Origin of the sequence: Rathayibacter sp. VKM Ac-2926, assembly GCF_022815565.1 — a bacterium.
GTDB classification, from domain to species: Bacteria; Actinomycetota; Actinomycetes; order Actinomycetales; family Microbacteriaceae; genus Rathayibacter; species Rathayibacter festucae.
The window spans coordinates 1-24,914 of the sequence record NZ_JALGRS010000023.1; the positions used below are offsets into that span (position 1 = coordinate 1).

Below are 24,914 nucleotides of genomic sequence, written 5' to 3' on the forward strand. Positions count from 1 at the left end.
GTGTGTGGTAACCCACATCGTCCCGGAGGTCTTCTTCTACGTCACCCGTTCACAACGTCCCGAGGAACTACAGCTAGCGGGACTCGCGCGCCGCGGCTGACCGGCGGCCGGCCCGGACGGGGCGGACCTCGAAGCGCCGCAGCGCGAGCGCGGGGTTCTTCTCCCGGGCCGCGGCGATGCGCTCCTGCGAGAGCCAGGCGACCGCGACGTCCTCGACCTCGCCGAGCGTGGCGATCTCGACGCCCATGGGGTCGACGATCATGCTCGTCCCGACGCCGATCGGCGGGGTCTGGTCGGCGGCGACGAGGTAGATCGTGTTCTCCAGCGCGCGGGCGGTGACCAGGGTGCGCCAGTGCGCCTCCTTGAGCGGGCCGCGGACCCACTCGGCGGGGGCGGCGACCACGTCGGCGCCCGCGTCGACGAGCCAGCGGGTCACCTCCGGGAATCGCAGGTCGTAGCAGGTCTGCAGGCCGACGACGAGGCCGCCCACCTCGAAGGTCTGCGGCACGCCGATCTCGCCGGGCGCGACCCAGTCGGACTCGGTCTGGCCGAAGGCGTCGTAGAGGTGCAGCTTGCGGTAGGTGGCGACGACCGCTCCCCCGGGCTCGACCGCGACGAGGGTGTTGGCGATCCGCTCGCCGTCGTCGACGGACTCGACCATGCCCGCCACCAGGTGGACGCCGAGCTCGCGCGCGATCTCGCCGAGTCCCTGGACGAACGGGCCGTCGAGCGCCTCGCCCGCGGCGACGAGCTCGGGGCCGAGCGGGTCGACGAAGAACGAGCTGTACTCGGGCAGGACCACGACGCTGGCGCCGCGCTGAGCGGCGACGCCGGCGAGGCGGCGGATCACCGCGAGGTTCGCCACGCGGTCGTCGGTCGGAGCGAACTGCGCGACGGCGAAGCCGACGGCCGCCGCGCTCGCGGGCCGAGCGGCCTTGCGCGTGGAGGCTCTGCGCTGCGCCGCCATCAGCTCGGCGGGTAGAGGAAGAGCGGGACGCTCGAGGCCGGGATCGTCCGCGCGTGGTACGCGTGGTCGTTGCCCCAGTTGTACTCCTCGAGCGAGACGGTGCCGTCGCCGTTCACGGACTGCACGTAGGCGACGTGGTTGCCGTTGAACCAGGCGACGGCGCCCGGGACGGGCGTCGTGCTGGTCTCCCAGCCGTGCGAGGCCCACTGGCCGGCCCAGGCGTAGGCGCTGCCGCCGCCGGGGGTCAGGTTGCCCCAGGTCCACTTGAACGGGGCGCCCGTGGAGCCCTGGTCGCGGTTGAGGCGCCAGGCGACGAAGTCGACGCACTCGCGGTAGTAGTAGCGCAGCGGCGAGAGGCCGCCGCCCTGGTCGTCGGTCAGCGCGTCGCGCCAGGGGTAGTCGTCGCCCTCCTCGCGGGGAGTGACGGAGCTGCTGGTGCCACCCGAGCGGCTCGTTGCGGCAGCGCCCGTGGACGTGCCGGAGGCCTCCTCGGCGGCGGCCGCGGCGGCTGCCGCCGCGGCATCGGCGGCGGCCTTCTCCGCGGCGGCGGCGAGGGCACGCGCCTGCGCGGCGGCCTCGTCGAGCTGCGCCTGCGTCGGGGCGGTGAAGGAGTCGCGGATGACCTGCTCCTGCACGGCGGTCGACGCGACCGTGAGCTTCTGGTTGCCGAGCGCCTGGATGCGGGCGGCGGCCTCGATCGCGGCCTGCGAGTCGGGCGCGGGGTCGAAGGAGTAGGCGGGGAGGGCCATCACTGCGACCATGCCGGCGATCGCGGCGGCCGCGACCGTGCTGACCGTGGTGCGGAGGACTCGGCCACGGCGGCGGCGGACGGGCGCCACCGTCGCGAGGACGGGCGTGCGCACCGCGACGGGAGCGACGGGCACCGGGCGGGTGCGGGGAGTCGGACGCTGAGCCTGTGCGGCGGATTCGGCGTCCCGCCGGCTCCGGCGGGTGAGGTGGATCCCCTCGCTCGGGGACCCGTCCCGGGTCGCTCCTGCGGTCTCGTCCACCTGTTCGTCGCTCACACCAGCACCCTTCGCATCCCGGACGAGGATAGCGTGCGCCCCGGCCCGACACACCGAGCGACTCGGGGCCGGGCCGGAGGTCCGGCGGCGATGGGGCCTCCTGGGAAGGATCACCCAGTGCGCAGGGAGAAGCCATGCTGATCGAGTAGGCCGCGCAGCGGGCGTATCGAGATCCACCGGCGTCAGAACGAGAGTCTGCAGACCCGCCCTGCTGGTGACGGTGGGTCTCGATACGCCCCTGCGGGGCTGCTCGACCAGCATGCCGGGCCGCGCCGCAGCGTACTCCCGGGCAGAGCGGCCCGCGATGCGGGCCCTTCATCTGGAGCAGCCCGCGATGCGGGTCCTCCACGAAGAACAGTCCCCGAAGCGGGTCCTCTACGAAGAGCAGCCCGCAAAACGGGTCCTCCATGCAGCATCCGCGGAGCAGGCATCTCATGCTGATCGAGTAGCCCGCGGAGCGGGCGTATCGAGATCCACCGGCGTCAGAACGAGAGTCTGCAGACCCGCCTGCTGGGGACGGCGGGTCTCGATACGCCCCTGCGGGGCTACTCGACCAGCATGCAGTCGCAGTCGCAGTCGCAGTCGCAGTGCAGCGTGCTCCTCGTGATCCACCTGCCGGCGGAGTAGCGTCGCGCGCAGGACGCGGCGACGGCGCTGCGCGGACGGGAGTGCGGTCATGATCAGGAGCGAGCGGGCCTTCAGCGGGTTCAGCGTGCAGGACGTCGAGGCGGCGAGGGCGTTCTACGGCGACGTCCTCGGGCTGGAGGTGTCGGTCAACGCGATGGGGATCCTCGACATCGCCCTGCCCGGCGGCGGGAGCGCCATCGCCTACCCGAAGCCGAGCCACGTGCCGGCCGAGTTCACGATCCTCAACTTCGCCGTCGAGGACGTCGACGCGGCGGTCGCGGCGCTCAACGACTCCGGCGTCGTCACCAAGATCTACTCGGACAGCGAGATGCCGACGGATGAGAACGGCGTGATGCGCGGGCGGGGGCCGACGATCGCCTGGTTCCGCGACCCGTCGGGCAACGTGCTGAGCGTCATCGACGCGGCGTCCTGACCCGTGCACAGCCCGCATTAACGACGAAAGCCGGCCGCTTTCGCGACCGGCTTCCGTCTTCTTGTTGCGGGGGCAGGATTTGAACCTACGACCTCTGGGTTATGAGCCCAGCGAGCTACCGAACTGCTCCACCCCGCGGCACAAGAAGAGACACTACACGGGGATCAGGAGCGATGCAAATCGAGTGGGCACCCGGAGCAGGCAGTGCCGTGCTCGGCGGCTCAGACGGGCTTCGTCGCCGTCCACGCGACGCCGTCGACGGCACTCGCGGCGACCTCGAGACCGGTCGCCCGGAGGGCCTCCGCGACGTCCTCGCCCGAGCGCTCCCAGGTGCGCACCGCCGGGTCGTCGACGCGCGACCGCGCCTGCGTGCCGATCACCGCGGTGCCACCCGGCGCGACGAACCACTCGACGACACGCGCCCACTCCTCCAGGTCGGGGAGCCAGGCGACCGCGTCCAAGGTCGTCACGACCGCGTCGAAGGCGTCGGGCTCGGGCAGCATGTGCCGCAGCTCGTACAGGTTCGCGCAGACGAAGCGGGTCCGCTCGGCGAGACCGCGCTCGCGCGCCGCCTCGCGGGCCCGCCGGATCGCCGGCATCGAGAAGTCGACGCCGATGACGTCCTCGCCCCGCTCGGCGAGCAGGAGCGCGTCGCCCCCGGCGCCGCACTGCAGGTGCAGGACCCGCGCCCCGGCCGGCACCGCCGCCCCGAACGCCCGGAGGGGTGCGCCGTCACCGGCACGCCCCTCCCAGTACTCCCGGTTCGGATCGAGCCACTCCCCTGCGCGCAGGTGCTCGCCACGATCGACCTGGACCATCGCCCTACTGCTGCCCCTCGGCCGCCAGCGCCCGCTGGAGCGCCTCGGTGAGCTGCTCGTCCGCCGCCGCGAAGGCGGTCAGGTCGCCGGCCTTCAGGGCGGTCTCGCGGGCGGCGAGAGCCGTGCTCGCGTCGCTCAGAGCGGCCTGGAGCTCGGTCTGGTCGCCCGTGGGAGCCGTCCCGCCGGTGCCCGCGTCGCCGGTCCCGGTGTCGCCCGTGCCCGGATCCGCCGTGTCGGTCGGCGTCGGGGTCGGAGTGACCACCGTGCCGGTGTCACCCGCGTCCGCTCCCGAGTCGCCGCCGAAGAGGCTGTCGAGGGCGGCGTCGAGGGTGTCCTCGAAGGCGATGTCGTCACCGAAGGCGACGAGCACCTTCTGCAGGAGCGGGAAGCTCGTGTCGCCGTTCGAGCTGACGTAGATCGGCTGCACGTAGAGCAGACCGCCGCCGACGGGCAGGGTCAGCAGGTTGCCCCGGGGCACCGTGGTGTCGCCGCGCTGGAGCAGTGCCAGCTGGTTCGCGACGGTCGGGTCGGTGTTGAACGCGTTCTGCACCTGACCGGGGCCGGGCACCGTGTCGTCGCTCGGCAGCTCGAGCAGCCGGAGCGTGCCGTAGCCGTCGGCCACCGCGCCCTCCGTCGAGCCCGCATCCGAATCGGCGACGAGGTAGCCGGTGAGCACGTTGCGGCTCGCCGCGCTGCCGGGTGTGCTCGCCGGGATGTACGTGGAGTAGAGCGAGTACGACGGCGTCTCGACGTCGGGCGTCTGCAGCGTCAGGTAGTACGGCGGCTGCAGCGTGTCCCCGCCGCCGACGGCGGCCGTGCTCGCTCCACCCGAGGTCGGGTCGTTCGGCGTGGACCAGGCGGCCTCGCGGGAGTAGAACGAGCCGGCGTCGGTCACGTGGTAGGTGCCGAGCACGGCGCGCTGCACCTTGAAGAGATCCTCCGGGTAGCGGACGTGGCTGAGCAGGCCGGCCGACATCTCGCTGATCGGCTCGACGGTGCTCGGGAAGATCTTCTGCCAGGTCTGCAGGATCGGGTCCTCGGTGTCCCAGGCGTAGAGCGTCACGCTGCCGTCGTAGGCGTCGACCGTCGCCTTGACCGAGTTGCGGATGTAGTTGACGTCGTCGGTCGGGAACTGCTGCTGCGTGTTGGTGTCGGCGATCGCCTGCGACAGGCTCTGCACCTCCGAGTACGGGTAGTCCGCGGAGGTGGTGTAGCCGTCGACCACCCAGACGACGCGGCCGTCGACGACGGTCGGGTAGGCGTCCGAGTCGAGCGTCAGGTACGGGGCGACCTTCTGGACGCGCTGCACCGGGTCGCGGTCGTAGAGGATCTGCGACTGGTCGTTGACGCCGTCCGACAGGAAGATCTGCTCGGACTGGAACTTGATCGCGTAGACGAGCTTCTTGAAGACGTTGTCGAGCGAGGGGCCGCCGTTGCCGTCGAAGGTCGTGTAGGTCTGCTGCTCGCCCTCGGTGCCCGAGGGGTAGTCGAGCTCGATGTTGCGGTCGCCGTCGCCGCCGACGATCGAGTAGCCGGGCGAGTTCTCGCCGAAGTAGATCCGCGGCTCGTAGTCGCCGAGGTCACCGGTCGTCGGGACGCCGGACTCGATGAAGACGGGCTCGCCATCGGACGAGCGCTGGTTGCCGTATGCGGCGACCAGGCCGTAGCCGTGGGTGTAGACGAGGGTCTGGTTGTACCAGGTCTGGTTCGTGCCGAGGCCGTTGAGGTTCAGCTCGCGGACGCCGACGACCGCGTCCTGCGTCGAGCCGTCGATCGAGTAGCGGTCGACGTCGAGCGCGTTCTGCTGGTCGCCGAAGGAGTAGTACTGGCGGAACTGCTGCAGCTGCGAGAACGCGTCGGTCACGACGGCGGGGTCGAGGATGCGGATGTTCGCCGTGGTCTCCGCGTCGGAGCGGAGCGCGCCCGGCTCGGCGTCGGTGGTCGCGTCGTACGGGATGACCTGGACGTCGGAGACGCCGTAGGCCTGCCGCGTCATGTCGATGTTGTCCTGGATGTACGTCGACTCGAGCGTGCGCTCGTTCGGCTCCACCTGGAACTTCTGGACGACCCACGGGTAGAGCGAGCCGACGAGCAGGCTCGCGACGATGAGGAGCGCGGTGCCGATGACGGGCAGGCGCCAGCGGCCGATGAAGGCCGTGATGATGAAGAGGACGGCGATCAGCGCGGAGATGGCGGCGAGGATCTGCAGGCCGGGGATCGTGGCGTTCACGGAGGCGTAGGTCGCGCCGGTGATCCGGGTGCCCTGGCGGCTGAGGGTCGCGTACTGGTCGAGCCAGAGGCTGACCGCCTGCACGAGCAGGTAGAGCGCCGCGATGATCGCGAGCTGGATGCGCGAGGACTTCGAGATGCGGATCTCGCGGCCGTTGATCCGGATCGCGCCGTAGAGGTAGCCGGTGGCGAGAGTGGCGAGCGCCGAGATGATGAGCACGGCCGAGGCGAAGCCGACGATGCTCTGGTAGAAGGGCAGCTCGAAGAGGTAGAACGACGTGTCGAGGCCGAACAGCGGATCGACGTCGCCCGAGGGCGTGCGGTTCCAGAAGGTCAGGCTCGTCTGCCACCGGGTGGAGGAGGAGACGCCGGCGAAGAGGCCGAGGACCGCCGGGATGCCGAAGGTGGCCAGGCGCCGCAGCGGCTCGACGACCTGCTGGTAGCGGTCGATCTGCGAGTTGAGCTTCGCGTAGACCGGGCGCAGCCGGTAGGCGAGCGTCAGGCTCACGAACACGGGGACGGCCATCGCGACGAAGCCGATGACGAAGAGCCCGCCCGCGGCGAACCACTGCGTCGTGAGCACCGAAAGGAACCCGAGCTGGTCGTACCAGAGGATGTCGGTGTAGAGACCGGCGAAGACGAAGAACGCCACCACCAGCACGGCGACCACCACGACCGTGACGGCGAGAACGCTCCGTCTCTTGCGCGGCGGGGCTTCGGTTGCTGCAGAACTCACGGATAAGCCTCTTGATGTGGAGATGTGACGGGAGGCTCCCCATGGTAGGCGACGACCAGCGAGGGGACCTGAGCGTCGCCCTCAGGGAGCGGCTCGGCGGCTCCGCCCTGAGCGGACAGGGCGGGCGGTGGCCGCTGCTCCTGGCACCCGTGGATCTCGATACGCCCGCTGCGCGGGCTACTCGATCAGCATGCCGCGGTCGTTCGGCGACTCGGTGGCCGCACATGCTGGTCGAGGAGCCCCGCAGGGGCGCATCGAGACCCGACCCGTCAGTTGATGGGGGTCGCGCCGTCGCAGGTCGGAAGGGCGTCGGTGTCGCCCGCGGCGACGCCCTTCAGGGCGGCGAGGGAGTCGTCGAGGGTGGCGACGCTGAAGACCTGGAGGCCGTCGGGCACGTGGCCGACGACCTCGTTGCAGTTGTCGGCGGGCGCGAGGAAGTACTGCGCCCCCGCGTCGACCGCGCCGAACATCTTCTGGCGGATGCCGCCGATCGCGCCGACCTCGCCCGCGGCGTCGATGGTGCCGGTGCCGGCGACGGAGGCGCCGCCGTTCAGCGCGCCCTCGGTGAGCTTGTCGATGATCCCGAGCGCGAACATCATCCCGGCGCTCGGCCCGCCGACGTCGTCCAGCTGGATGTCGACCTCGAACGGGAATTCGAAGGCCGCACCGGCGACGATGCCGATCACGGCCGCGCCGTCGTTGTCGACCGGGGTGACCTGCACGTCCTGCTCGGCCCCGCCGCGCTCGACGGTGAGGGTGACCGGCTGCTGGGTGCCCGAGGCCTGGACGGCGGCGCGGAGCGCGGTCACATCGGCGACCGGCTCCCCCGCGACGGCGACGATCTCGTCGCCGGTCTCGAGCGCGCCGGCGGCGGGCGAGTCGTCCGGGATCTGCACGACCGAGACACGCTGGTTGATCGGATAGCCGAGCTCCGTGAGCGCCGCGGCGATCGCCTCCTGCTGCGAGTCGGTCATCTCGGCCTGGTTCGCCTGGTCCCGCTCCTCGACCGTGGAGGACGGCGGGAAGATCTGCGCGACGGGCACGACGGCCTTGGTGCGGTCGAACCAGGCGCTCGCGACCTCGATCCAGGTCGGCAGGCTCTGCGGGTTGCCGACCACCGAGACGGTGAGCATGTCGAGCGTGCCCTCGGTGGGATAGGTCGTCTCGTCCGGGATGGAGATCAGCGGAACGTCCTCGCCGCTCGTGCCGAGGGTGTCGAAGACCGGGCCCGGCTGCTCGATCACGTAGGGGGCGGGGGTGACACCGAGCCCGACGACGAGCGCGACGCCGGAGAAGAGGACCGCGGGCCCGACCCAGGCGCGCCGGCCGCGCGGGGAGGAGGGGCGCGGGTCGACGGAGAACAGCAAACGGGGGCCTCTCTGGGGACGTGCGGGGCGGCGGCGCCGGCGTGTTCGCGGCGGGCGGAAGCGGGTCGGGGCCGGGCGGTCGACTTCACGTCGTGGCTCCGGACGCTCGGGCTAACGTAGCTTGCACGACTGGGAGTCGTGTCACGATCCGTCGCCCGAACCGGGTGTGCAGAGGCCGGCTCCGTGCGATGAGAGAGGGCTCCCCGAATGGCCGAAGGCGACAACGCGGACCGACCGGGCGGCGGCTCGGAGGACGAGTTCCGCGACATGCTCCGGCAGTTCCTCTCGGGGAACGGCCCGATCGATCCGAGCCAGCTCGCCGGCGCCGCCGGTCTGCCCAACGACCCGGTCGCGCTGCAGAACCTGCTCTCGCAGCTGCAGAGCGCGATGCAGCAGTCGGGCGGCGGGATCAACTGGTCGCTCGCGCTCGAGCAGGCGAAGCAGCTGGCGCGCGCGGACTCCGTCCCGGTGACCGACGCCGTCCGCGCCCCGCTCGACGGCGCCTTCGGCGTCGCGGCGCTCTGGCTCGACGAGGTCGCCTACGTCTCCGAGCTGAGCCGTCCGCCGCGCACCATCAGCCGGCTCGAGTGGATCACGCTCACGATGCCGGTCTGGACGCAGCTCGCCGAGCCGGTCGCCCTCAGCATCTCCGACGCGCTCACCGGCGTCATGCGCGACCAGGCCCCCGAGGAGATGAAGGCGATGATCGCCGGCGCCGAGGACATGATGCGCGGCATCGGCGGCACCCTCTTCGCCCTCCAGCTCGGCCAGGTGGTCGGCCAGCTGGCCGCCGAGGTCGTCTCCGGCGGCGACATCGGCATCCCGCTGCTCGAGGAGAACGACGCGGCGATCGTGCCGCAGAACGTCGCCGCGTTCGGCGAGGGCCTCGACATCCCGATCGACCAGGTGCAGATCTACCTCGCGGTGCGCGAGCTCGCCCACGCGCGGCTGTTCCGGCACGGCAAGTGGGTCCGGCTCGCCCTGATCTCGCAGATCACCGACTTCGCCCGGGGCATCACGATCGACACCACCCGCCTCGAGGAGCTGGCCGAGAACTTCGATCCGTCCAACCCCGAGGAGCTGCGCGACGCGATGACCTCCGGCGCGCTGATCCCGCCGAAGACCGAGGAGCAGCTCGCCGCGCACGGCCGCCTCGAGACGATGCTCGCCCTGATCGAGGGCTGGGTGGACGTGGTCACCGCCGCGGCGACCACCCGCCTGCCCAGCGCCGGCGCGATCGCCGAGACCGTCCGCCGCCGTCGCGCGTCCGGCGGGCCCGCCGAGTCGGCCTTCGCCACCCTCGTCGGCCTGGAGCTGCGGCCGCGCCGCCTCCGCGAGGCCGCCGCGATGTGGCAGGCCGTCACCGACGCGGTCGGTCCCGAGGCGCGCGACGCGCTCTGGTCGCACCCCGACGTGCTGCCCGGCTCGGACGACCTCGACGACCCGACAGCCCTCGTCGCGCGACTGAGCGCCGAGGCCCGCGGCGAGACCCCGGAGCCCGACGAGATGGACCGCGCGCTCGAGGAGCTGCTGAACGGGACGACGCCCGCGGCGCCGGAGGGCGACCAGCCCGAGGCCGGCACCGACGGCGGCCGACCGGACGACGACGGCACCGCTCCCACCGGCGACCGGCCGGTCTGATCCCCGCGCGGGAGGGGTCCACGACCTGTGGACAACTCCCGCGCCGCCGGGCCGCTCTCGGCCATGATCTCCCGATGGTCCTCCGGCTCGATCCCCGCTTCCCCCTCGTCTGGCGCTCTGCGACCGCGATGCAGGTCGGACTCGACCACCCGCGGGTCGTGCTGGAGGGCGTCGGCTACGCCGAGGAGCTGCTGGTGCACGCGCTGCGGGTGGGCACCAGCGCGGGCACGGCGCGGCTGATCGCGACGCGCGCCGGCGCCTCGGACGCGCGCGTCGACGAGCTGCTCGCCACGCTGCGCCCGGTGCTGCTGCGGAGCATCGACCCGGATCCGCCCGCGCCGCCACGGGTGGTCGTCGAGGGTGTCGGCTCCGCGGCCGACGCCCTGCGCAGCCTGCTTCGCGGCGAGGGCTGCGAGCTGGTCGGCGAGGACGCGGTGCCCGCTCTCGCGGTGCTCGTCGCCGACTACGCCGTCGCTCCGGCGCGCGCCGCGCACTGGCTCTCGAGCGACGTGCCCCATCTGGCCGTGGTCTTCGGCGACGAGGCGGTCCGCATCGGCCCCCTCGTCGAGCCGGGCGGCGGGCCCTGCCTGCACTGCGCCTACCGCGACCGGATCGACCTCGACCCGGAGTGGCCGCGGCTGGTGATCCAGGTCCTCGGCACCACCGCATCGACCCGGACCGCCCTCTCCAGTGCCGCGATCGCGGTCGCGGCGGCCGACGCGGCGCTCCGGCGGCTGCACGCCGGCTGGACCGGGCTGCGCAGTGTCGAGCGCACCTACTCGGACGCCTCCGGTGCGTTCAGCGAGCGGCGGCTGGAGCCGCACCGCGGGTGCGCGTGCCGATCTCTGCGAGGAAGCGCGACGGCTCCCGCCGCGTGACCCGGCCCACGGTGGACTGCGACCAGGAGAGCCGCAGCCGCTGACGCGCGCGGGTGATGCCGACGTAGAGCAGCCGGCGCTCCTCGTCGATCGCCTCGAGGCCGCTCGCGTAGGAGATCGGCAGCAGGCCCTCGGTCAGGCCCATCAGGTGCACCGACTCCCACTCGAGGCCCTTGGCGGAGTGGAAGGTGGCCAGGGTGACGGCCGCGCGGTCCGGCTCGTGGTGCACCTGCTGGCGCGCGAGGAGGTCGTCGGTGAACTGCTTGAAGCTCCAGCCGGCGGGCGCCTCGTCGACCAGCCGGGCGAGCGTGTCCAGCGACTCCCAGCGCTCGCGCACGGCACCCGGTGCCGACGGCGGCTCGGCGCTCCAGCCGAGCGAGCGGAGGACGTCGCTGACCGACTTGAACAGCGGCTCGCCGGAGATGGAGACCGAGGCCGCGCGCAGCTGCATCACCGCCTGCTTCACCTCCGGCAGGTCGAAGAAGCGCTTGCCGCCGCGCAGGTGCGCCGCGACGCCGCGCTCGTGCAGCGCGCGCTCGAGGATCGCCGACTGCGAGTTGGTGCGGAAGAGGATCGCGATGGCGGAGGGGCGCACGCCCGCCTCGATGTCGGCGGCGACGCGGGCCGCCACTCCCCGGGCCTCCGCGACGTCGTCGGGGTAGGCGTCGATCGCCGGCTCCGGGCTCTCGACGGCGGCGGGGGCGCTCGCGACGGAGTGCAGCACGAGCGCGCCGGGCCGGCCGCGCATCAGCCGGTTCGCGGTCTGCACGATCGGCGGGGCCGAGCGGTAGTTCTCCTCGAGCCGGACGACCGTCGCGGCCGGCCAGCGCGAGCCGAAGTCGAGCAGGTAGTCGGCGCGGGCGCCGGCGAAGGAGTAGATGGTCTGGCTCGCGTCGCCGACCACGCAGAGGTCGCTGCGGTCACCGAGCCACAGCTCGAGCAGCCGTTGCTGGAGCGGGTTCACGTCCTGGTACTCGTCGACGACGAAGAAGCGGTACTGCTCCCGGACCTGCATCGCCATCGCCGGCTCGGACTCGAGCATCCCCGCGGTGACGAGGAGGACGTCCTCGAAGTCGATCTGCCGGCGCTGGTCCTTCAGCCCCTCGTACTCGTCGACCATCGCGACGGTCTGCTCGAGGGTGAGCCGTCCGGGCAGCGCACGGGTCCGGGCGGCCACCGCGTACTGCTCGAGCGAGAGGGCGGACACCTTCCGCCACTCGATCTCGGCGGAGAGGTCGCGCAGGGTCGCGGTGTCCAGCTTCAGCCGGAGCCGCTCCGCCGCGTGGCCGAGCAGCCGCGCCTTGCCGTCGAGCAGCTGCGGCATCGTGCCGCCGACGAGCTGCGGCCAGAAGAAGCCGAGCTGCGAGAGCGCGGCGGCGTGGAACGTCCGGGCCATGACGCCGCCCGCCCCCAGGACTCGGAGCCGGGAGCGCAGCTCGGCGGCCGAGCGGCTGGTGAAGGTCAGCGCCATCACGCGGGCCGGCGTGTAGACGCCGGTCGCGACGCCGTGCGCGATCCGGTGGGTGATGGTCCGCGTCTTGCCGGTGCCCGCGCCGGCCAGGACGCAGACCGGGCCGAGCAGCGCCTCCGCCGCCTCGCGCTGCCCCTCGTCGAGTCCGTCGAGCAGGGTCACGCGACGATGGGGCCGTTCTCGAGCGCTCCCCCGTACCAGTCCTCGATCATCGCGCGGGCGATCGACGAGCGGCCGGGCAGCAGCACCGACTCGAGGGAGTCGTGCAGCTGCTGGCGGGTGAACCAGCGCAGGGCGACGATCTCCTCGCCGTCCGGGAGCAGGTCGGCGGGGGCCTGGTCCTCGGCGAGGCGGGCGGTGAAGCCGATCATCAGCGAGGCGGGGAACGGCCAGGGCTGCGAGCCGAGGTACTGCGGGTCGACGACGCGCATCCCGGACTCCTCGAAGATCTCGCGGACGACCGCCGCCTCGAGCGACTCCCCCGGCTCGACGAAGCCGGCCAGCAGCGAGAAGCGGCCGGTGCCCCACATCGCGTTCGAGCCGAGCAGCAGGCGGTCGTCGGCGTCGAGGACGCAGACGATGATCGCCGGGTCGATGCGCGGGAAGACCTGGCTGCCGTCGGCGGGCGAGCGGCGGACCCAGCCGCCCTGCTCGATCACGGTGGCGTCGCCGTTGCGCGGCGAGAAGCCGTGCGAGGCGTGCCAGTTGACCATCGCGAGCGCCTCGGTGAAGAGGCCGGCGTCGCGGTCGCTGAGGTGCTCGGCGAGGGTGCGCAGGGCGCCCCAGGCGGCGTCGTCGGGCTCGAGGGCGCTCGCCTGCTCGTCCGTGAGCACGGCGGCGACGACGGGAGTGCCCGCGGGCTCGCCCTCGGCGTCGACGGTGGTGCGGCCGAGGTAGAGGCGGAGGGCGCCGGCCGGCACGTCGGCCGCGGGGCGCAGGGCGAGGCGCTCGCCGTCGACCAGGGCGCGGTCGCCGCGCAGGAGGACGACCCGGGTCGCCGCATCGGCGTCCAGCTCGTCGAAGAGCTCGGGACGAGCGCGGGCGAGGTAGTCCCGGTCGACCGCCTGACGGGCGAGCGGGAGGCGGTCGGAGAAGGACGGGATCATGCGGGCTCATTTCGAAGCGGTGCCGGGGGGACGGCCGGTGCGGGGCCGAGGAGGTGGCGGGCCGGGCGGCGGCCGGGAGGAGCGCGGCTCCTCGACGGCATCGGCTGGTCAGCGCGTGGCGACCGGCCGGTCGGGCGCCCGGCGACCTACCCTGGTGAGCATGGCCAGATCCCATCTCACTCTAGCCGCGCTGGCCACTTCGGCCGTCGAGGGCCTCGACGTCCGGACCGCGCGCGAATTCACGCACTCGACGCACGGGGACTTCGACTCCGCCCTGCTGACCACGCGCGACGGCGCCCGCCTGGTGGTGCGCGTGCCGACCTCGCCGCTGGCCGAGCAGGAGCAGCTCGGCGACCTCGTCGCCCTGCGCGCGCTCACCGCCGGCATCCGCAGCCGCCTGCCGTTCGATCTGCAGGAGAGCATCGGGCAGACGCCGTACGACGGCACCCGCGGCGTCGTCTACGAGTACCTCGAGGGCGACCGCGTGCTGATCGACGACGTCGAGGCCTCCAGCGGTCTCGCGGACTCGGTCGGGCGGGCGATCGGCGCGATCCACTCGCTGCCGGCGTCGTTCGTGCAGGAGGCGGGGCTGCCCGTCGCCTCGGCCCGCGACAGCGTCAACGAGACGGTCGCCGTCATCGAGCGCGCCGCCGACACCGGCCACGTGCCCGCCGCGCTCGTCGCACGCTGGGAGTCGGCCTCCTCCGACGAGGCGCTCTGGCAGTTCGACCCGACGGTCGTGAACGGCTCGATGACCTCCGACTCCTTCCTCCGCTCCGGCGACTCCGTCAGCGCCGTGCTCGGCTGGGCGGCGCTGCGCGTGGGCGACCCGGCCCGCGATCTGCACTGGCTGCTCAGCGCCCCGGGGGCCGGCACGGCGTTCGCCGCGTACTCGCGGATGCGCGCCGGCGCGGTCGACCGCACCCTCCGCCAGCGCGCTCAGCTCTACGCCGAGCTCGAGCTGGCCCGCTGGCTGCTGCACGGCACCGAGACCGAGGACTCGGCGATCGTCGACGACGCGGTCGGGATGCTCGACCTCCTGGTCGACAGCGTCCTCGGCGATCTGTCCGCGCCGCTGTCCACCGACACCGGACCGGTGCTCGAGGTCTCCGAGGTCGAGGAGCTGCTGAACCGCACGCCCGGCGCGCGGACCGGCTCCTCCGCTCACGGCCGCGGGCTCGCCCCCGTCGCCGAGGAGAGCGACTCCGAGAGCTCGCGCTCCGAGTAGAAGCGCTCGGGCCGCAGCACGAGGTCGTCGGCGACGAAGTAGAACACCGCGTCGACGCTCTCCAGCGGCACGCCCTTCCAGCGAGAGTAGGCGAGGCGGTACAGCGCGAGCTGGAACTGCTTGAGCTCGAGGTCGGCCGCGTCCTTCGGGGCGCGTCCGGTCTTCCAGTCCACGATCTGGAAGCCCTCGTCCGTCCGGTAGACCGCATCGAGCTTGCAGACGACGACGTGCCCGGCCAGCTGGAGGTGGATCTCGATCTCGACCGCCTCGGGGCGGCGGTCGGCCCACTCCGAGCGCTCGAACGTCTCGATCAGACGGGCGAGCTGCTCGCCCTCCGCTCCGGCCGCGGTCGCTCCGCCGTCGTCGAGCTCGTCCGGGAAGGTGTCGACCGACTCCGCCTCGCCCTGGATGCCGAAGCGGTTCTCCACCCAGGAGTGGAACGTCGTGCCGAGCCGGGTCTGCCGGTACGGCCGCTCGGGCATCGGCCGGCGCAGCTGCGCGACGACCTCGGCGGGCGTGCTGACGATGTCCTTGAACCGCGAGGCCGGGATGCGGGTCGGCAGGCCGACGCGCGCGCCGCCCGCGAGGCGCACGGCGCGCTCGGCGAGCAGCAGGCGGATGTCCGCTCCGCGGGCGCCGAGCAGCGCCGGCTCGGCGATGCGCACGCGCTCGGCCGCCGCGCGCACCCGGTCGCCGCGGGCGCCGAGCGGGTCGTGCGGCCAGTGGAAGGTGCGCGGCGCCTGCTCGAGCGGGTTCTCGAGGTTCGACGGCTCGACCGGCAGCTCCGGGAGGGTGCGGGCCTCGGCGAGGTCGCGGAGGAAGACGCCGGGTCCGCGCGGCTTCGCCTGCCCGGCCCACCAGGATCCGCTCAGCAGCAGGTGGTGCCGGGCCCGGGTGACCGCGACGTAGGCGAGCCGGCGCTCCTCGGACTCGTTGCGCTCCCGCAGGGTGTCGCCGAAGTCGGCGATCGCGTCGACGACCTCCTTCTGCGTCGTGCAGCCGCGCCAGGCGAGGTCCGGCAGCTCGGCGGCGTCGCCGCGGAAGGCGTACGGCATCGCGCCGAGGCGCACCCAGCCGCGGAAGCCCTCGACCGGAGTGCCGGGCAGCTCGCCGTCGACCATCCGCGGCACGGCGACCAGGTCCCACTCCAGGCCCTTCGAGCCGTGGATCGTCAGCAGCTGGACGGTGCCGGGCTCCGGGTCCTCGGGCCGAGGCGCGAGGCCGTCGCGCTTGTCCGCCAGCACGAGCCAGCGGAGGAAGCCGCGGAGCGACGAGCCGGTGCCCGCGCCGCGGTCGTCGGTCTGCAGGTAACCGGACACCGCCTCGCGGAACGCCTCGAGGTTGGCGCGGCCGTCGCTGCGCGACTCGTTGGCCTCCACCTCGATGTCGAGGCCGAGCTCCTGCTCGACCAGCGTGACGAAGTCGAGGAGGTCGAGGCCCGCCCGGGCTCGGAGGCGCGCGAAGAGCGTGCCTGCGTCGTGCAGGCGGCGCAGGCCCTCGTCGCTGAACGAGGACAGCGCGGAGTGGTCGAGCCGGCCGTCCTCGCCGGGGCGTCGCGAGGCGATGAAGTCGAGGGCCTCGATGATCGAGCCGCCCTCGCCCTCGGTGACGGAGGCGCGCATCCGCTCGCGCACCTCCTCGGGCAGCAGCCGGTGCGCGTGGTCGCGCGAGGCGAGCCAGGAGGCGAGATCGCGGAGCGCGCGCAGGTCGCGGACGCCGAGGCGCCAGCGCGCGCCGGCCAGGAGGCGGACCAGCTCGCTGCCCGCCGCCGGGTCCTCCACCACGGTCAGCGCGGCGACGAGGTCGGCGATCTCGGGCTGCCGCAGCAGGCCGCCGATGCCGAGGATGTGGTACCGGACGCCGTGCCGGGAGAGCGCGGCGGCGAAGCGGTCCATGTGCGCGCGGACGCGGAAGAGCGCCCCGGCCGACGGCGGCGCCTCCCCACGCTCGGCGTTCTCGGCGAGGCGGCCGGCGAACCAGCGCGCGACGTCGTCGGCCTCGTCCTCGATCGTCTCGGGGAAGGTGAGCTCGACGGCGTGGTCGGAGGCGCCCGGCCCGGCGGCGAGGCGGTCGACCGGGACGGCGCTGCCCGCGGTCAGCGGCGCGACGACGGCGTTCGCCGCCGCCAGCACGCCGTGGCCGTTCCGCCAGCTGGTCGACAGCGAGAACCGGGCCGCGGAGCCGAAGTCGAGGGCGAAGCGGCCGAGGCCCTCCGCGCTCGCGCCGCGCCAGCCGTAGATCGACTGGTGCGGATCGCCCACGGCCATCACGCCCTGCTCGGCGAAGAGCCGGGCGAGCAGGCGGGTCTGCAGCACGGAGGTGTCCTGGTACTCGTCGAGCAGCACGACCCGGTAGCGGGCGCGGTGCTCGTCGACGACGCGCGGCACGCGCTCGATGATCCGCAGCGCCAGCGCCACCTGGTCCGAGAACTCGACGAAGCCGCGCTCGGCCTTCGCCTCCTGGAACCGCTCGGCGAGCGCCGTCAGCACCGGCAGCGCGCCGACGGCCTGCAGCGCCTTCTCGAGCTCGCGGTAGAGACCGGAGCCGCTGGAGCCGCGGGGCAGCTCGCCGAGGCGGAGGAAGTCCTCCGCGAAGCCGGCCACCTCGGCCGGGTCGGCGAGGTTGTCGGCGAGGTCGTGCGCGAGCGCGACGGTGAGGTCGGTCAGGCGGTCGATGCTCGCCTCGACCTCGAGGATGCGCGGGTCGGCGGTGTCGGCGACGACCCCGCGCGCCAGGTGCCAGGCGGAGGCCTCCGAGAGCACGGTCGCGTCGCCCTCGCGCCCGATCAGCGCGGCGTTGTCGCGGAAGATCGTGTTCGCGAAGGCGTTGTAGGTCGAGACGGTGGCGGCTTCGAACGGGTCGGGCTCGGTCTGGCCCTCGCGCAGCGGCAGCAGGCCCGCGGCCCCCAGCTGGTCGATCCGGCGGCCGATCCGCTCGCCGAGCTCGGCGGCGGCCTTGCGGGTGAAGGTGAGGCCGAGGACCTCGGAGGGAGCGGCGAGCCCGTTGGCGAGCAGCCAGAGCACGCGGTTCGCCATCGTCTCGGTCTTGCCGCTGCCGGCGCCCGCGACGACGAGGGCCGGGGCGAGCGGCGCCTCGATGACGGCGCGCTGCTCGACGGTGGGCGGGCGGAGGTCGAGGGCCTCGGCGATGGTCAGGGCGTCGATCACGGGCGGGGCCCTTCCTCGGGGGTCGCGGCGGAGTCGGGAGCGGGGTCGGCGGCGGGATCGGGGTCGGCAGCGGGGTCGGGGTCGGCGGCCGGGTCGGGGTCGGCGGCCGGGTCGGGGTCGGCGGCGTCCAGAGTGGAGTCCTCGGGAGTCGCGGTCTCCTCCTCGTCCGTCTCGACCTCGTCGAGCGCCAGCCGGCCGTCCCCCGAGACCTCCGGCACCGCGTGGATCCGGTACCGCAGCGCGTCGCCCGGGGAGAAGGGGACCGCGTCGAGCAGCCCCGAGAAGCCGGCCGAGGCCATCCCCCGCGCGGCGGCGCGGACCCGCTCGCGCAGCGCCTCGAGCTCCTCCTCGCCGAAGCGGGGCTGGACCACCTCGCGGTAGAGCGACCCGCGGACGCCCTTCGCGACGAAGAGCAGCTTCGCTCCGCCGCCCTCGTCCGCGCCGGCCGCCTCGATCGCGCCGCTCGCGACGGCGAGCTGGTAGCTGCCGAGCTGCGCGTGCTCGGCGATGTCGGCCTGGCGCGGAGTGCTCCGGCCGGTCTTGAGGTCGACGATGACGACCGAGCCGTCCGGCGCGCGCTCGACCCGGTCGATCGAGCCGCGGATCCGGGCGGGCGGCACGTCGATCTCGAACTGCTGCTCGCGGCCGAGCACCGCCCCGCCGCCGCGCTCGAAGTCGGCGAGGTAGGCGGCGAGGCCCTCGACCAGGCGCCGGGTCACCCGCAGCTGCCGCTCGCCGAGCCAGGGCGACTCGAAGACCAGCTCGGGCCAGCGCGACTCCAGCTCGGCCCAGAGCGCCTCCGGCTCGGTGCTCGCCGCGTTCTCGAGCACCCAGTGCACGAGCGTGCCGACCCCCATCGCGGTGCTCGTGGTCGAGCCCGACACGGCGTCGACGAACCAGTCGAGCGGCGAGCGCTCGAACGCCTCGAGCCGGCTGGGCGAGACCGAGACGGGCCGCTCGGGATCGTCGAGGTCGAAGAGCGGCTCGGTGGTGGAGGGCTCGAGGACGCCGTACCAGGAGGCCGGGTCGGCACCCGGCACCTCGGCCAGCGTGAGTGCGCGCAGCCCGCGGATCGCGCCGGGCGCCTCGGCCGAGTTCGGCGTCGTCGCGGTCCGGCGGAGCCCCGCGACCGCCCCGCGCAGGGTCAGCGGCACGGCCGAGGCCGCGTCGAGCCGGGGCGCGTCGGGCGGCGTGAGCCGGAAGAAGAGGGACGGCGTCTCGTCCTCGCCCGCGACGGCGCTGAGCACGAGCTGGCGGCGGGCCCGGGAGGCGGCGAGCGCGAACATCCGCAGCTCGTCGTCGAGGGTGGCCTTCCGGCTGTCGAGCGGCAGGTCGCCCTCGCCGCGCGCGTGCCGGATCAGCCCGTCGGGGTCGAGCAGCGAGCCGCGCTGGCGCAGGTTCGGCCAGACGCCGTCCTGCAGCCGCGCGACCACGACCACGTCGAACTCGAGGCCGACGACGGAGGAGGGCGTGCCGATCAGCACCGCGTCCTCGACCGAGCGCGGCGCGAGCGTGTCCTCCGGCACCTCCGCCTCGAGGATCTCGGTGACGAAGCCGATCGCCGAGTGACCGGGCGCCCGCTCGACGAAGCGCCGCGCCGCGCTGAAGAGCGCGACGACGCCGTCGAGGTTGCGGTTCGCCTCGGCCGCCGTCAGTCCGGTGCCGAGGGCCAGCTCGCGCCAGGAGGAGGCGACGCGGCTCGACTCCCAGGCCGACCAGAGCAGCTCCTCGATCGAGCCCTGCTCGGCGTGCAGCCGGCGTACGCGGTCGATCGTGACGGCGAGGCGCTCGGCCTGCCGGGCCGGGCCGGAGTCGATCGTGGCGAAGCGTCCCGGCGCCTCCAGCGCCTCGACCAGCAGCGGATCGCTCGCGCGGATCCCCCCGCCCGCGAGCTCCTCGGCGCGGAGGGCCAGCCGCAGCCGCCGGAGTCCGAGCCGGTCCACGCCGCCGAACGGGCCGAGCAGCAGCTCCGCCGCCAGCTCCGCGTCGAGCGGCCGCTCGCCGACCGCGACGCCGACCAGCACGAGCAGCGCCCGCGCGGCGTGGTCGTCGCGCAGCGCGCGACCGGCCAGCACGGAGCGGGTGGGCACCTCGGCGACGGCGAGCGCCTTCAGCAGCGGCTGGACGGCCGCCCCGGAGCGGACGACGACGGCCATCCGCCGCCACGGCACGTCGTCGCGCAGGCGGCGCTCGCGGAGCAGGCGCGCCACCGTCGCGGCCTCGCGCGCCGCGGTCGGTGCGTGCAGCACGAGCACGGGAGCGGGCGCCCCCTCCTCGTCGGCGGGGGCCTCGGCGGCGCGCTGCCGACCGGCCGCGGCCGTGCCGATCCGCTGCGTCGCCGCCGAGACGAGGGCGCGCAGGGCGGCGCCGTGCCGGTGCACCCGGCCGAGCACGAGGGTCTCGGCGTCGCGCACGCCGATCGCGGGGCCGAAGCGGCCCAGGGTGTCGGAGGCGGCGCCGCGGTAGGCGCTCGTCGCGACGTCCGGGTCGCCGAACGCGAGCACGGTGACGCCGCGCGCGGCGAGGGCTCGCAGCAGCACGACCGTCGACTCGCTCGCCTCCTGCATGTCGTCGACGAGGACGAGGCGGAGCGCCCGGATCCGCTCGCCCCCGCCGCCGTCGCGGATCGTCTCGGCCGCGAAGGCCGCGAACTCGGCGGCGTCGAGCTTCGTCCCCGCCTGCGGCGACATCCAGTCGACGACGTCGCGGAACTCCTCGAGCACGGCGGCGGCGGCCGACCACTCGCCGCGGTCCGCGTCCACGGCGAGCCGGCGGATCGCGTCCGCGTCGAGGCCGTGCTCGGTGGCCCGCATCCCGAACTCGCGCAGCTCGGTGCGGAAGGTGCGCAGCCGCAGCACCTCGGCGCTGAACTCGTCGGGCCAGCGCGGCCCGGTGCCCTCCTCGAGGTGCCCCTCGAGCAGCTCGGAGAGGATGACGTCCTGCTCGCCGCCGGTGAGGAGGGTCGGCCGGTCGATCCCGAGCTCCTTGGCGGCGGCGGTCACCGCCTCGAAGGCCAGCGAGGTGGCGGTCCGCGCCAGCGGGCCCCGCGTCGGGACGCCGAGCCGCAGCGCGAGCACGTCGCGCAGTGCCGTTGCGGCCGTGCGGCTGGCGGCGAGCACGGCGATCGACTCCGGCTCGTAGCCGCGCTCGAGCACGCGCTCGGCGACGAGCTCGACGATCGTGCGGGTCTTGCCCGAGCCGGGGGCGCCGAGCACCGCGGCGCTGCGGCCGTCCGGCAGGGCGAGGACGGCGCGCTGCGACGGGTCGAGGACGAGCCCCTCGCCGGCCGAGCCGTCGCGAGCGGGAGCCTCGTCGGAGGCGGGTGCCGGGGTTCGAGGAGCGCTCACGCGACCACGCTAACGAAGACCGCCGACACTGCCGAGCGCCCTCGGGCGGCCCCTCCCGGGCCGGGTCCGCTCAGCGCGAAACCGGCGTCGGCCGCGCCGCCCGGTCCCGTATCCTGACAGCCACGTCCCCTCCCGAAAGGCACTGCTGGTGGAAATCCGTATCGGAATCGTCAACACCCCGCGCGAGCTCAACTTCGAGTCCTCGCTGTCCGTGGCCGAGGTCGAGAAGACGGTGACCACCGCGCTCGAGGCGGGCGCCAAGGTCCTCCGCCTGCGCGACGAGAAGGGCAAGATCTACATCGTCCCCACCGAGACCATCGCCTTCGTCGAGGTCGGCTCCGAGGAGTCGCGCCGCGTCGGCTTCGTCGCCTAGCCCCTCCCGCACGGTCACGTCGTGGAGCTCCTCTTCGTCACGCTCGGCGGGATCCTCCTGGGCCTCGCCGCCCGATACGGGCTGCCGCACCGGCACCTGCACGGGTCGGTGCTGATCCCCGCGCTCGGCGGCGTCGTCGCCGCCGTCGTCTGGGTCGCGCTGACCTGGGCCGGTCTGCCCTGGGACGGCGGACTGATCTGGATCCTCGCGCTCGGCCTCGCGGCCGTCGCGGTCCTCGCGGCCGACGTCGCGCTGGGCCGGGCGCGCACCCGCCGCGACGACGCCGCCCTCGAGGCGATGCTCGCCGGCCGGGTCGCCCCGGACCGCGTCGCTCCCTGAGCGCCGCCCACCACCACGCGAAGGCGCGGGAGTCCTGGACTCCCGCGCCTTCGTCGTTCCCGGGTCCGCCGCCTCAGGCGGGCAGGGCCCCGACCGGGGTCGTCGCGGCGAGCGCCTCCGCCACCGCCGCGCGGATCGGCTCCACGATCGGCAGCATCCCGGCGAACTCCGCGGCCAGCCGCTCGGCCGCCGCGCTGAGCGGCCCGCCGCCGATGATCACCGCCTCCGCCCCGGCCGCCTGCGCCCGCCGCACCGCGGCGTGCAGCTCGCCGTGCAGCCGGTCCGGGTCCTCGAGCTCCTCCGCCGGCGACGCCGTGAGGAAGCAGCCCGCGTAGGCGTCGAGGCCCCCCGCATCCGCGACGAGCGCCCGGAGCACCGGCTCGAGCCGGCCGGTCGTCGTCGCGATCGCGAACCGCCGGCCGCCCGCGCTCGCGGCGCGCACGGCCGCGGCTCCGATGCCGACGACCGGCAGCCCCGTCGCCTCCGCCGCCTCGGCGGCACCCGGATCGCCGAACGCGGCGACCACGATCGCGTCGGGGGCGTGCAGCAGCACCGCGCGTCGAGCCGCGGTCATCACGTGCGCCGCCGCGGCGGAGAGAGCGGAGGGCGTCGTGATGATCGAGGGCCCCTGCGCCACCGTCTCCCCCACGATCCGGACGTCCTCCCCGCGCACCGCGTCGCGGGCGACGGCCACTAGCAGCCGGGTGGTCGCGACCGAGGTGTTCGGATTCACGACGACGACCGTGCGCTGCACGCTCAGTCCTCCGCCATCGGGCGGCCGACGGTCTCGCGCGGGAACTGCACGGCGATCGCGCAGATCGCGAACAGCCCGGCGAGGAGGGCGAACATCCCGCCGACCCCCGAGGCGTCGAGCACGGCGCCGGCGAGGAGCGGGAACAGTCCGCCGGAGAGCGAGCCGAGGGCGAGGATCACCGAGGTGCCGAGGCCGCGGATGCGCGTGGGGTACTGCTCCGGAGCGAACAGCCAGATGGTGGTGTTGAGCACGATCACCGAGAAGTTGAAGAGGAAGCCGAAGACGAGCACCAGCGCGACGGTGGTGCCGAGGAAGCCGAAGCCGAGACCGGCGCCGATCCCGAGCAGGGCCGCGACCGTGAGCGTGAGCTTGCGCGGCAGCCGGCGGGCGGCGAGCGCCGCGACCAGCGCACCGACGAGGGAGCCCGACTGCATCACGAGGGTATACCAGAGCGCACTGGTGATGTCGAAGCCGCGGGAGGTGAGGATCAGCGGGATCAGGGTGAGCATCGAGATCTGCGCGGCGTAGGACATGCAGACCGCGACGCCCAGGGCGATCGTGGTGCGGCGGTGGCGGCGGCCGAAGAGCTCGGTCCAGCGCGGGGTGCTCACGGCGGTGACGGGTCGGTCGGCGGCACCGCCCAGGTAGTCCACCTCGTCGGTCACGGGGCGGTGCAGCCGGCCCTGAGCGAGACGGTTGATCACGGTGTTCGCCTCGGCGACGCGGCCCCGGGCGGCGAGGTAGCGGGGAGTCTCGGGCAGCGCGCGCCGGTAGACCACGACCGCGAGGGCGGGGATCACCAGGATCCCGAAGAGCCAGCGCCAGCGGTCGTCGCCGGTGAAGACCGAGAAGACGATGACGCCGAAGAGCGGGGCGAGCATGTTGCCGAGTCCGGCCGCGGCGACGTTGATCAGGCCGACGGCGGTGCCGCGGTGCTTGGCGGAGAAGAACTCGGCCAGCATGATGACCGCCGTCGCGATCTCGCCGCCGAGGCCGAGGCCGACCAGGAAGCGCGCCGCGACCAGGATCTCGTAGCTGGGCGCGAAGGCGCAGAGCAGCGAGCCGACGGCGAAGATCATCAGGTTCGCGCCGAGGAGGGTGCGCCGCCCGATCCGGTCCATCACCACTCCGGCGAGGACCCGGCCGAGCGCGACCGCCGTGAAGGTCGCCGTGTTGAGCAGGCCGATCTGCGCGCCGGCGAGTCCCCAGTCGGCGGCGAGGATCGGGCCGGCGACGCCGACCGTGTTCTGCTCGATCGCGTCGAAGAAGACGCCGAAGAGGATCATCGCGACGATGCCGAGGTGGGCGCTCGTGACTCCGATGCGCGAGTAGGCGGCCTCGATGCGGTCGCCCATCGTCGTGGCGGGGGGCGGATTGGTGACGGTGCTCATGGGGCGGGTCCTTCCGGCGGAGTGGCGAGGGAGGCGCTCGGTATACCGAGGCACGTCGATCACGGTAGATCCGATCCGGCGCCAGGGTGTTTCGGGCAGATGAAGACGGCGTTACAAGGGCCGACGGGTCTCTCCTGCACCGCCCGCTACCCTTCGAGGACGGAGAACGGGTAGACCGACAGGAGCGCCGATGCCGACGAAGAGTCCCGCGCAGACGATGTCGCAGCGGGTGTACGAGGAGCTGCGCGCGCGCATCCTCGACGGCCGGCTGCCCGCGGGCGAGCCGATCCGCGAGCGCGATCTCGCGACCGAGCTCGCCGTCTCGCGCGTCCCGATCCGCGAGGCGCTGCCCTGGCTCGAGCTGGCCGGCCTGGTCACGGTCCGCCCGCGCAGCACCGCCGTCGTCTCGATCGTCCGGCGGCGCGACGTCGAGGAGCTCTACGACATCCGCTCGGCGCTCGAGCCGCTCGTGGCCCGCAAGGCCGCGGAGGCGGTGGCCCGCGGCGCCGACGCCTCGGCCCTGACCGCAGTGGTCGCCGACGCGAGCGCCGCCCTCGCCGCCGGCGACCTCGCGCGCTTCCACTCCGAGAGCGGCCGCATCCACGGCGCGATCGAGGCGATCGCGGGCAACCGGCTCCTGATCACCACGATGCAGCCGCTCGACGAGCGCAGCAACCGTCTCAACATCGCCAACATCCAGGCGGAGCCGGGCGTCCGGCACGACGAGCACGTGCGCCTCGCGGAGGCGATCGCCTCCGGCGACGCCCCGCTCGCCGTCTCCGTCGCCCACGCCCACGTCGAGTGGGGCCGCGCCCGCACCGTCGCCACCCTGGCCCACGTCCCCGGCTTCATCGACGACTGACGCAGCGGCGGCGCACGTCCTCCGTACTGATCGACCGGCCAGCGGCGGTCGCCTCCATGCTGATCGAGTAGCCCGCGCAGCGGGCGTATCGAGCGGAGGGGGCGCCTTCGGCGCCAGTGCAGGGCGGGGAAAGGATCTTGTGGCTGGCTCGTTGT

General features: G+C 73.8%; 18 protein-coding genes and 1 tRNA gene. 7 read left to right on the plus strand and 12 right to left on the minus strand.

The window, feature by feature from the left end; all coding sequences use genetic code 11:
• Positions 1 to 73 precede the first annotated feature (73 nt).
• Together MT351_RS19670 and MT351_RS19675 are read right to left on the minus strand one after the other, a co-directional pair.
• On the minus strand, positions 74 to 967 hold the full coding sequence (locus MT351_RS19670) for a carbon-nitrogen hydrolase family protein (protein WP_243583062.1): 894 nt from the start codon (positions 965 to 967) through the stop codon (positions 74 to 76).
• Positions 967 to 1,992: a CHAP domain-containing protein gene (locus MT351_RS19675; RefSeq protein WP_148060091.1), complete on the minus strand. Its 1,026-nt coding sequence runs from the start codon at positions 1,990 to 1,992 to the stop codon at positions 967 to 969. The genes MT351_RS19670 and MT351_RS19675 overlap by 1 nt, the downstream gene beginning before the upstream one ends.
• 676 nt (positions 1,993 to 2,668) lie before the next feature.
• Here MT351_RS19675 and MT351_RS19680 point away from each other — a divergent pair.
• A complete protein-coding gene (locus tag MT351_RS19680; RefSeq protein WP_243583063.1) occupies positions 2,669 to 3,052 on the plus strand; it encodes a VOC family protein in 384 nt (127 codons plus the stop codon).
• Positions 3,053 to 3,116: 64 nt separating this feature from the next.
• On the opposite strand, the gene MT351_RS19685 is transcribed toward MT351_RS19680, so the two are convergent.
• From MT351_RS19685 to MT351_RS19700, 4 genes are all read right to left on the minus strand, one after another.
• Positions 3,117 to 3,190: transfer RNA gene (locus MT351_RS19685), tRNA-Met, on the minus strand.
• 83 nt (positions 3,191 to 3,273) lie between these two features.
• A complete protein-coding gene (locus MT351_RS19690) occupies positions 3,274 to 3,870 on the minus strand; it encodes a bifunctional 2-polyprenyl-6-hydroxyphenol methylase/3-demethylubiquinol 3-O-methyltransferase UbiG (RefSeq protein WP_243583064.1) in 597 nt (198 codons plus the stop codon).
• A gap of 4 nt (positions 3,871 to 3,874) precedes the next feature.
• A complete protein-coding gene (locus MT351_RS19695; RefSeq protein ID WP_243583065.1) occupies positions 3,875 to 6,835 on the minus strand; it encodes a UPF0182 family protein in 2,961 nt (986 codons plus the stop codon).
• Positions 6,836 to 7,104: 269 nt separating this feature from the next.
• A complete protein-coding gene (locus tag MT351_RS19700; protein ID WP_243583066.1) occupies positions 7,105 to 8,202 on the minus strand; it encodes a PDZ domain-containing protein in 1,098 nt (365 codons plus the stop codon).
• A gap of 207 nt (positions 8,203 to 8,409) precedes the next feature.
• Between MT351_RS19700 and MT351_RS19705 the strand changes: the two genes are divergently transcribed.
• Entirely contained in the window at positions 8,410 to 9,843 is a 1,434-nt protein-coding gene (locus tag MT351_RS19705) for a zinc-dependent metalloprotease (RefSeq protein WP_243583067.1), read from the plus strand.
• A gap of 74 nt (positions 9,844 to 9,917) precedes the next feature.
• Positions 9,918 to 10,721: a hypothetical protein gene (locus tag MT351_RS19710; RefSeq protein ID WP_243583068.1), complete on the plus strand. Its 804-nt coding sequence runs from the start codon at positions 9,918 to 9,920 to the stop codon at positions 10,719 to 10,721.
• Here the strand turns inward: MT351_RS19710 and MT351_RS19715 are convergent.
• Both MT351_RS19715 and nudC read right to left on the minus strand, forming a co-directional pair.
• Positions 10,642 to 12,354: an ATP-dependent helicase gene (locus MT351_RS19715; RefSeq protein WP_243583069.1), complete on the minus strand. Its 1,713-nt coding sequence runs from the start codon at positions 12,352 to 12,354 to the stop codon at positions 10,642 to 10,644. The two genes, MT351_RS19710 and MT351_RS19715, sit on opposite strands and share 80 nt — an antisense overlap.
• On the minus strand, positions 12,351 to 13,298 hold the full coding sequence (gene nudC / locus MT351_RS19720; RefSeq protein WP_243583070.1) for an NAD(+) diphosphatase: 948 nt from the start codon (positions 13,296 to 13,298) through the stop codon (positions 12,351 to 12,353). Before nudC ends, MT351_RS19715 begins: the two co-directional genes overlap by 4 nt.
• A 160-nt stretch (positions 13,299 to 13,458) precedes the next feature.
• On the opposite strand from nudC, the gene MT351_RS19725 reads away from it, so the two are divergent.
• Positions 13,459 to 14,526, plus strand: coding sequence for a phosphotransferase (locus MT351_RS19725; RefSeq protein WP_123737691.1), 1,068 nt, complete (start codon positions 13,459 to 13,461; stop codon positions 14,524 to 14,526).
• Here the strand turns inward: MT351_RS19725 and MT351_RS19730 are convergent.
• Both MT351_RS19730 and MT351_RS19735 read right to left on the minus strand, forming a co-directional pair.
• Entirely contained in the window at positions 14,463 to 17,693 is a 3,231-nt protein-coding gene (locus MT351_RS19730) for an ATP-dependent DNA helicase (RefSeq protein WP_243583071.1), read from the minus strand. The genes MT351_RS19725 and MT351_RS19730 overlap by 64 nt on opposite strands.
• Positions 17,690 to 21,040 (minus strand): ATP-dependent DNA helicase, encoded by a 3,351-nt coding sequence (locus MT351_RS19735; protein ID WP_243583072.1) that lies wholly within the window; start codon positions 21,038 to 21,040, stop codon positions 17,690 to 17,692. The genes MT351_RS19730 and MT351_RS19735 overlap by 4 nt, the downstream gene beginning before the upstream one ends.
• A gap of 148 nt (positions 21,041 to 21,188) precedes the next feature.
• Here MT351_RS19735 and MT351_RS19740 point away from each other — a divergent pair, with 148 nt between their 5' ends.
• Together MT351_RS19740 and MT351_RS19745 are read left to right on the plus strand one after the other, a co-directional pair.
• Entirely contained in the window at positions 21,189 to 21,413 is a 225-nt protein-coding gene (locus MT351_RS19740; protein WP_123447586.1) for a DUF3107 domain-containing protein, read from the plus strand.
• Between the two features lie 21 nt (positions 21,414 to 21,434).
• Entirely contained in the window at positions 21,435 to 21,752 is a 318-nt protein-coding gene (locus tag MT351_RS19745; protein WP_123447587.1) for a hypothetical protein, read from the plus strand.
• A 73-nt stretch (positions 21,753 to 21,825) separates the two neighbouring features.
• Here the strand turns inward: MT351_RS19745 and MT351_RS19750 are convergent, their stop codons facing one another.
• Both MT351_RS19750 and MT351_RS19755 read right to left on the minus strand, forming a co-directional pair.
• Positions 21,826 to 22,506, minus strand: a complete 681-nt coding sequence (locus MT351_RS19750) for an aspartate/glutamate racemase family protein (RefSeq protein ID WP_243583073.1) — start codon at positions 22,504 to 22,506, stop codon at positions 21,826 to 21,828.
• A 2-nt stretch (positions 22,507 to 22,508) separates the two neighbouring features.
• Positions 22,509 to 23,897: an MFS transporter gene (locus MT351_RS19755; protein ID WP_243583074.1), complete on the minus strand. Its 1,389-nt coding sequence runs from the start codon at positions 23,895 to 23,897 to the stop codon at positions 22,509 to 22,511.
• 190 nt (positions 23,898 to 24,087) lie between these two features.
• Between MT351_RS19755 and MT351_RS19760 the strand changes: the two genes are divergently transcribed.
• Positions 24,088 to 24,759: a GntR family transcriptional regulator gene (locus MT351_RS19760; RefSeq protein WP_123737695.1), complete on the plus strand. Its 672-nt coding sequence runs from the start codon at positions 24,088 to 24,090 to the stop codon at positions 24,757 to 24,759.
• Positions 24,760 to 24,914: the final 155 nt, after the last annotated feature.

Coding starts and splice junctions, on each gene's coding strand:
- MT351_RS19690 (WP_243583064.1), bottom strand. CDS start 3,870: ATGGTCCAGGTCGATCGTGGCGAGCACCTGCGCGCAGGGGAGTGGCTC.
- MT351_RS19725 (WP_123737691.1), top strand. CDS start 13,459: ATGGCCAGATCCCATCTCACTCTAGCCGCGCTGGCCACTTCGGCCGTC.
- MT351_RS19705 (WP_243583067.1), top strand. CDS start 8,410: ATGGCCGAAGGCGACAACGCGGACCGACCGGGCGGCGGCTCGGAGGAC.
- MT351_RS19670 (WP_243583062.1), bottom strand. CDS start 967: ATGGCGGCGCAGCGCAGAGCCTCCACGCGCAAGGCCGCTCGGCCCGCG.
- MT351_RS19755 (WP_243583074.1), bottom strand. CDS start 23,897: ATGAGCACCGTCACCAATCCGCCCCCCGCCACGACGATGGGCGACCGC.
- MT351_RS19710 (WP_243583068.1), top strand. CDS start 9,918: ATGGTCCTCCGGCTCGATCCCCGCTTCCCCCTCGTCTGGCGCTCTGCG.
- MT351_RS19760 (WP_123737695.1), top strand. CDS start 24,088: ATGCCGACGAAGAGTCCCGCGCAGACGATGTCGCAGCGGGTGTACGAG.
- MT351_RS19680 (WP_243583063.1), top strand. CDS start 2,669: ATGATCAGGAGCGAGCGGGCCTTCAGCGGGTTCAGCGTGCAGGACGTC.
- nudC (WP_243583070.1), bottom strand. CDS start 13,298: ATGATCCCGTCCTTCTCCGACCGCCTCCCGCTCGCCCGTCAGGCGGTC.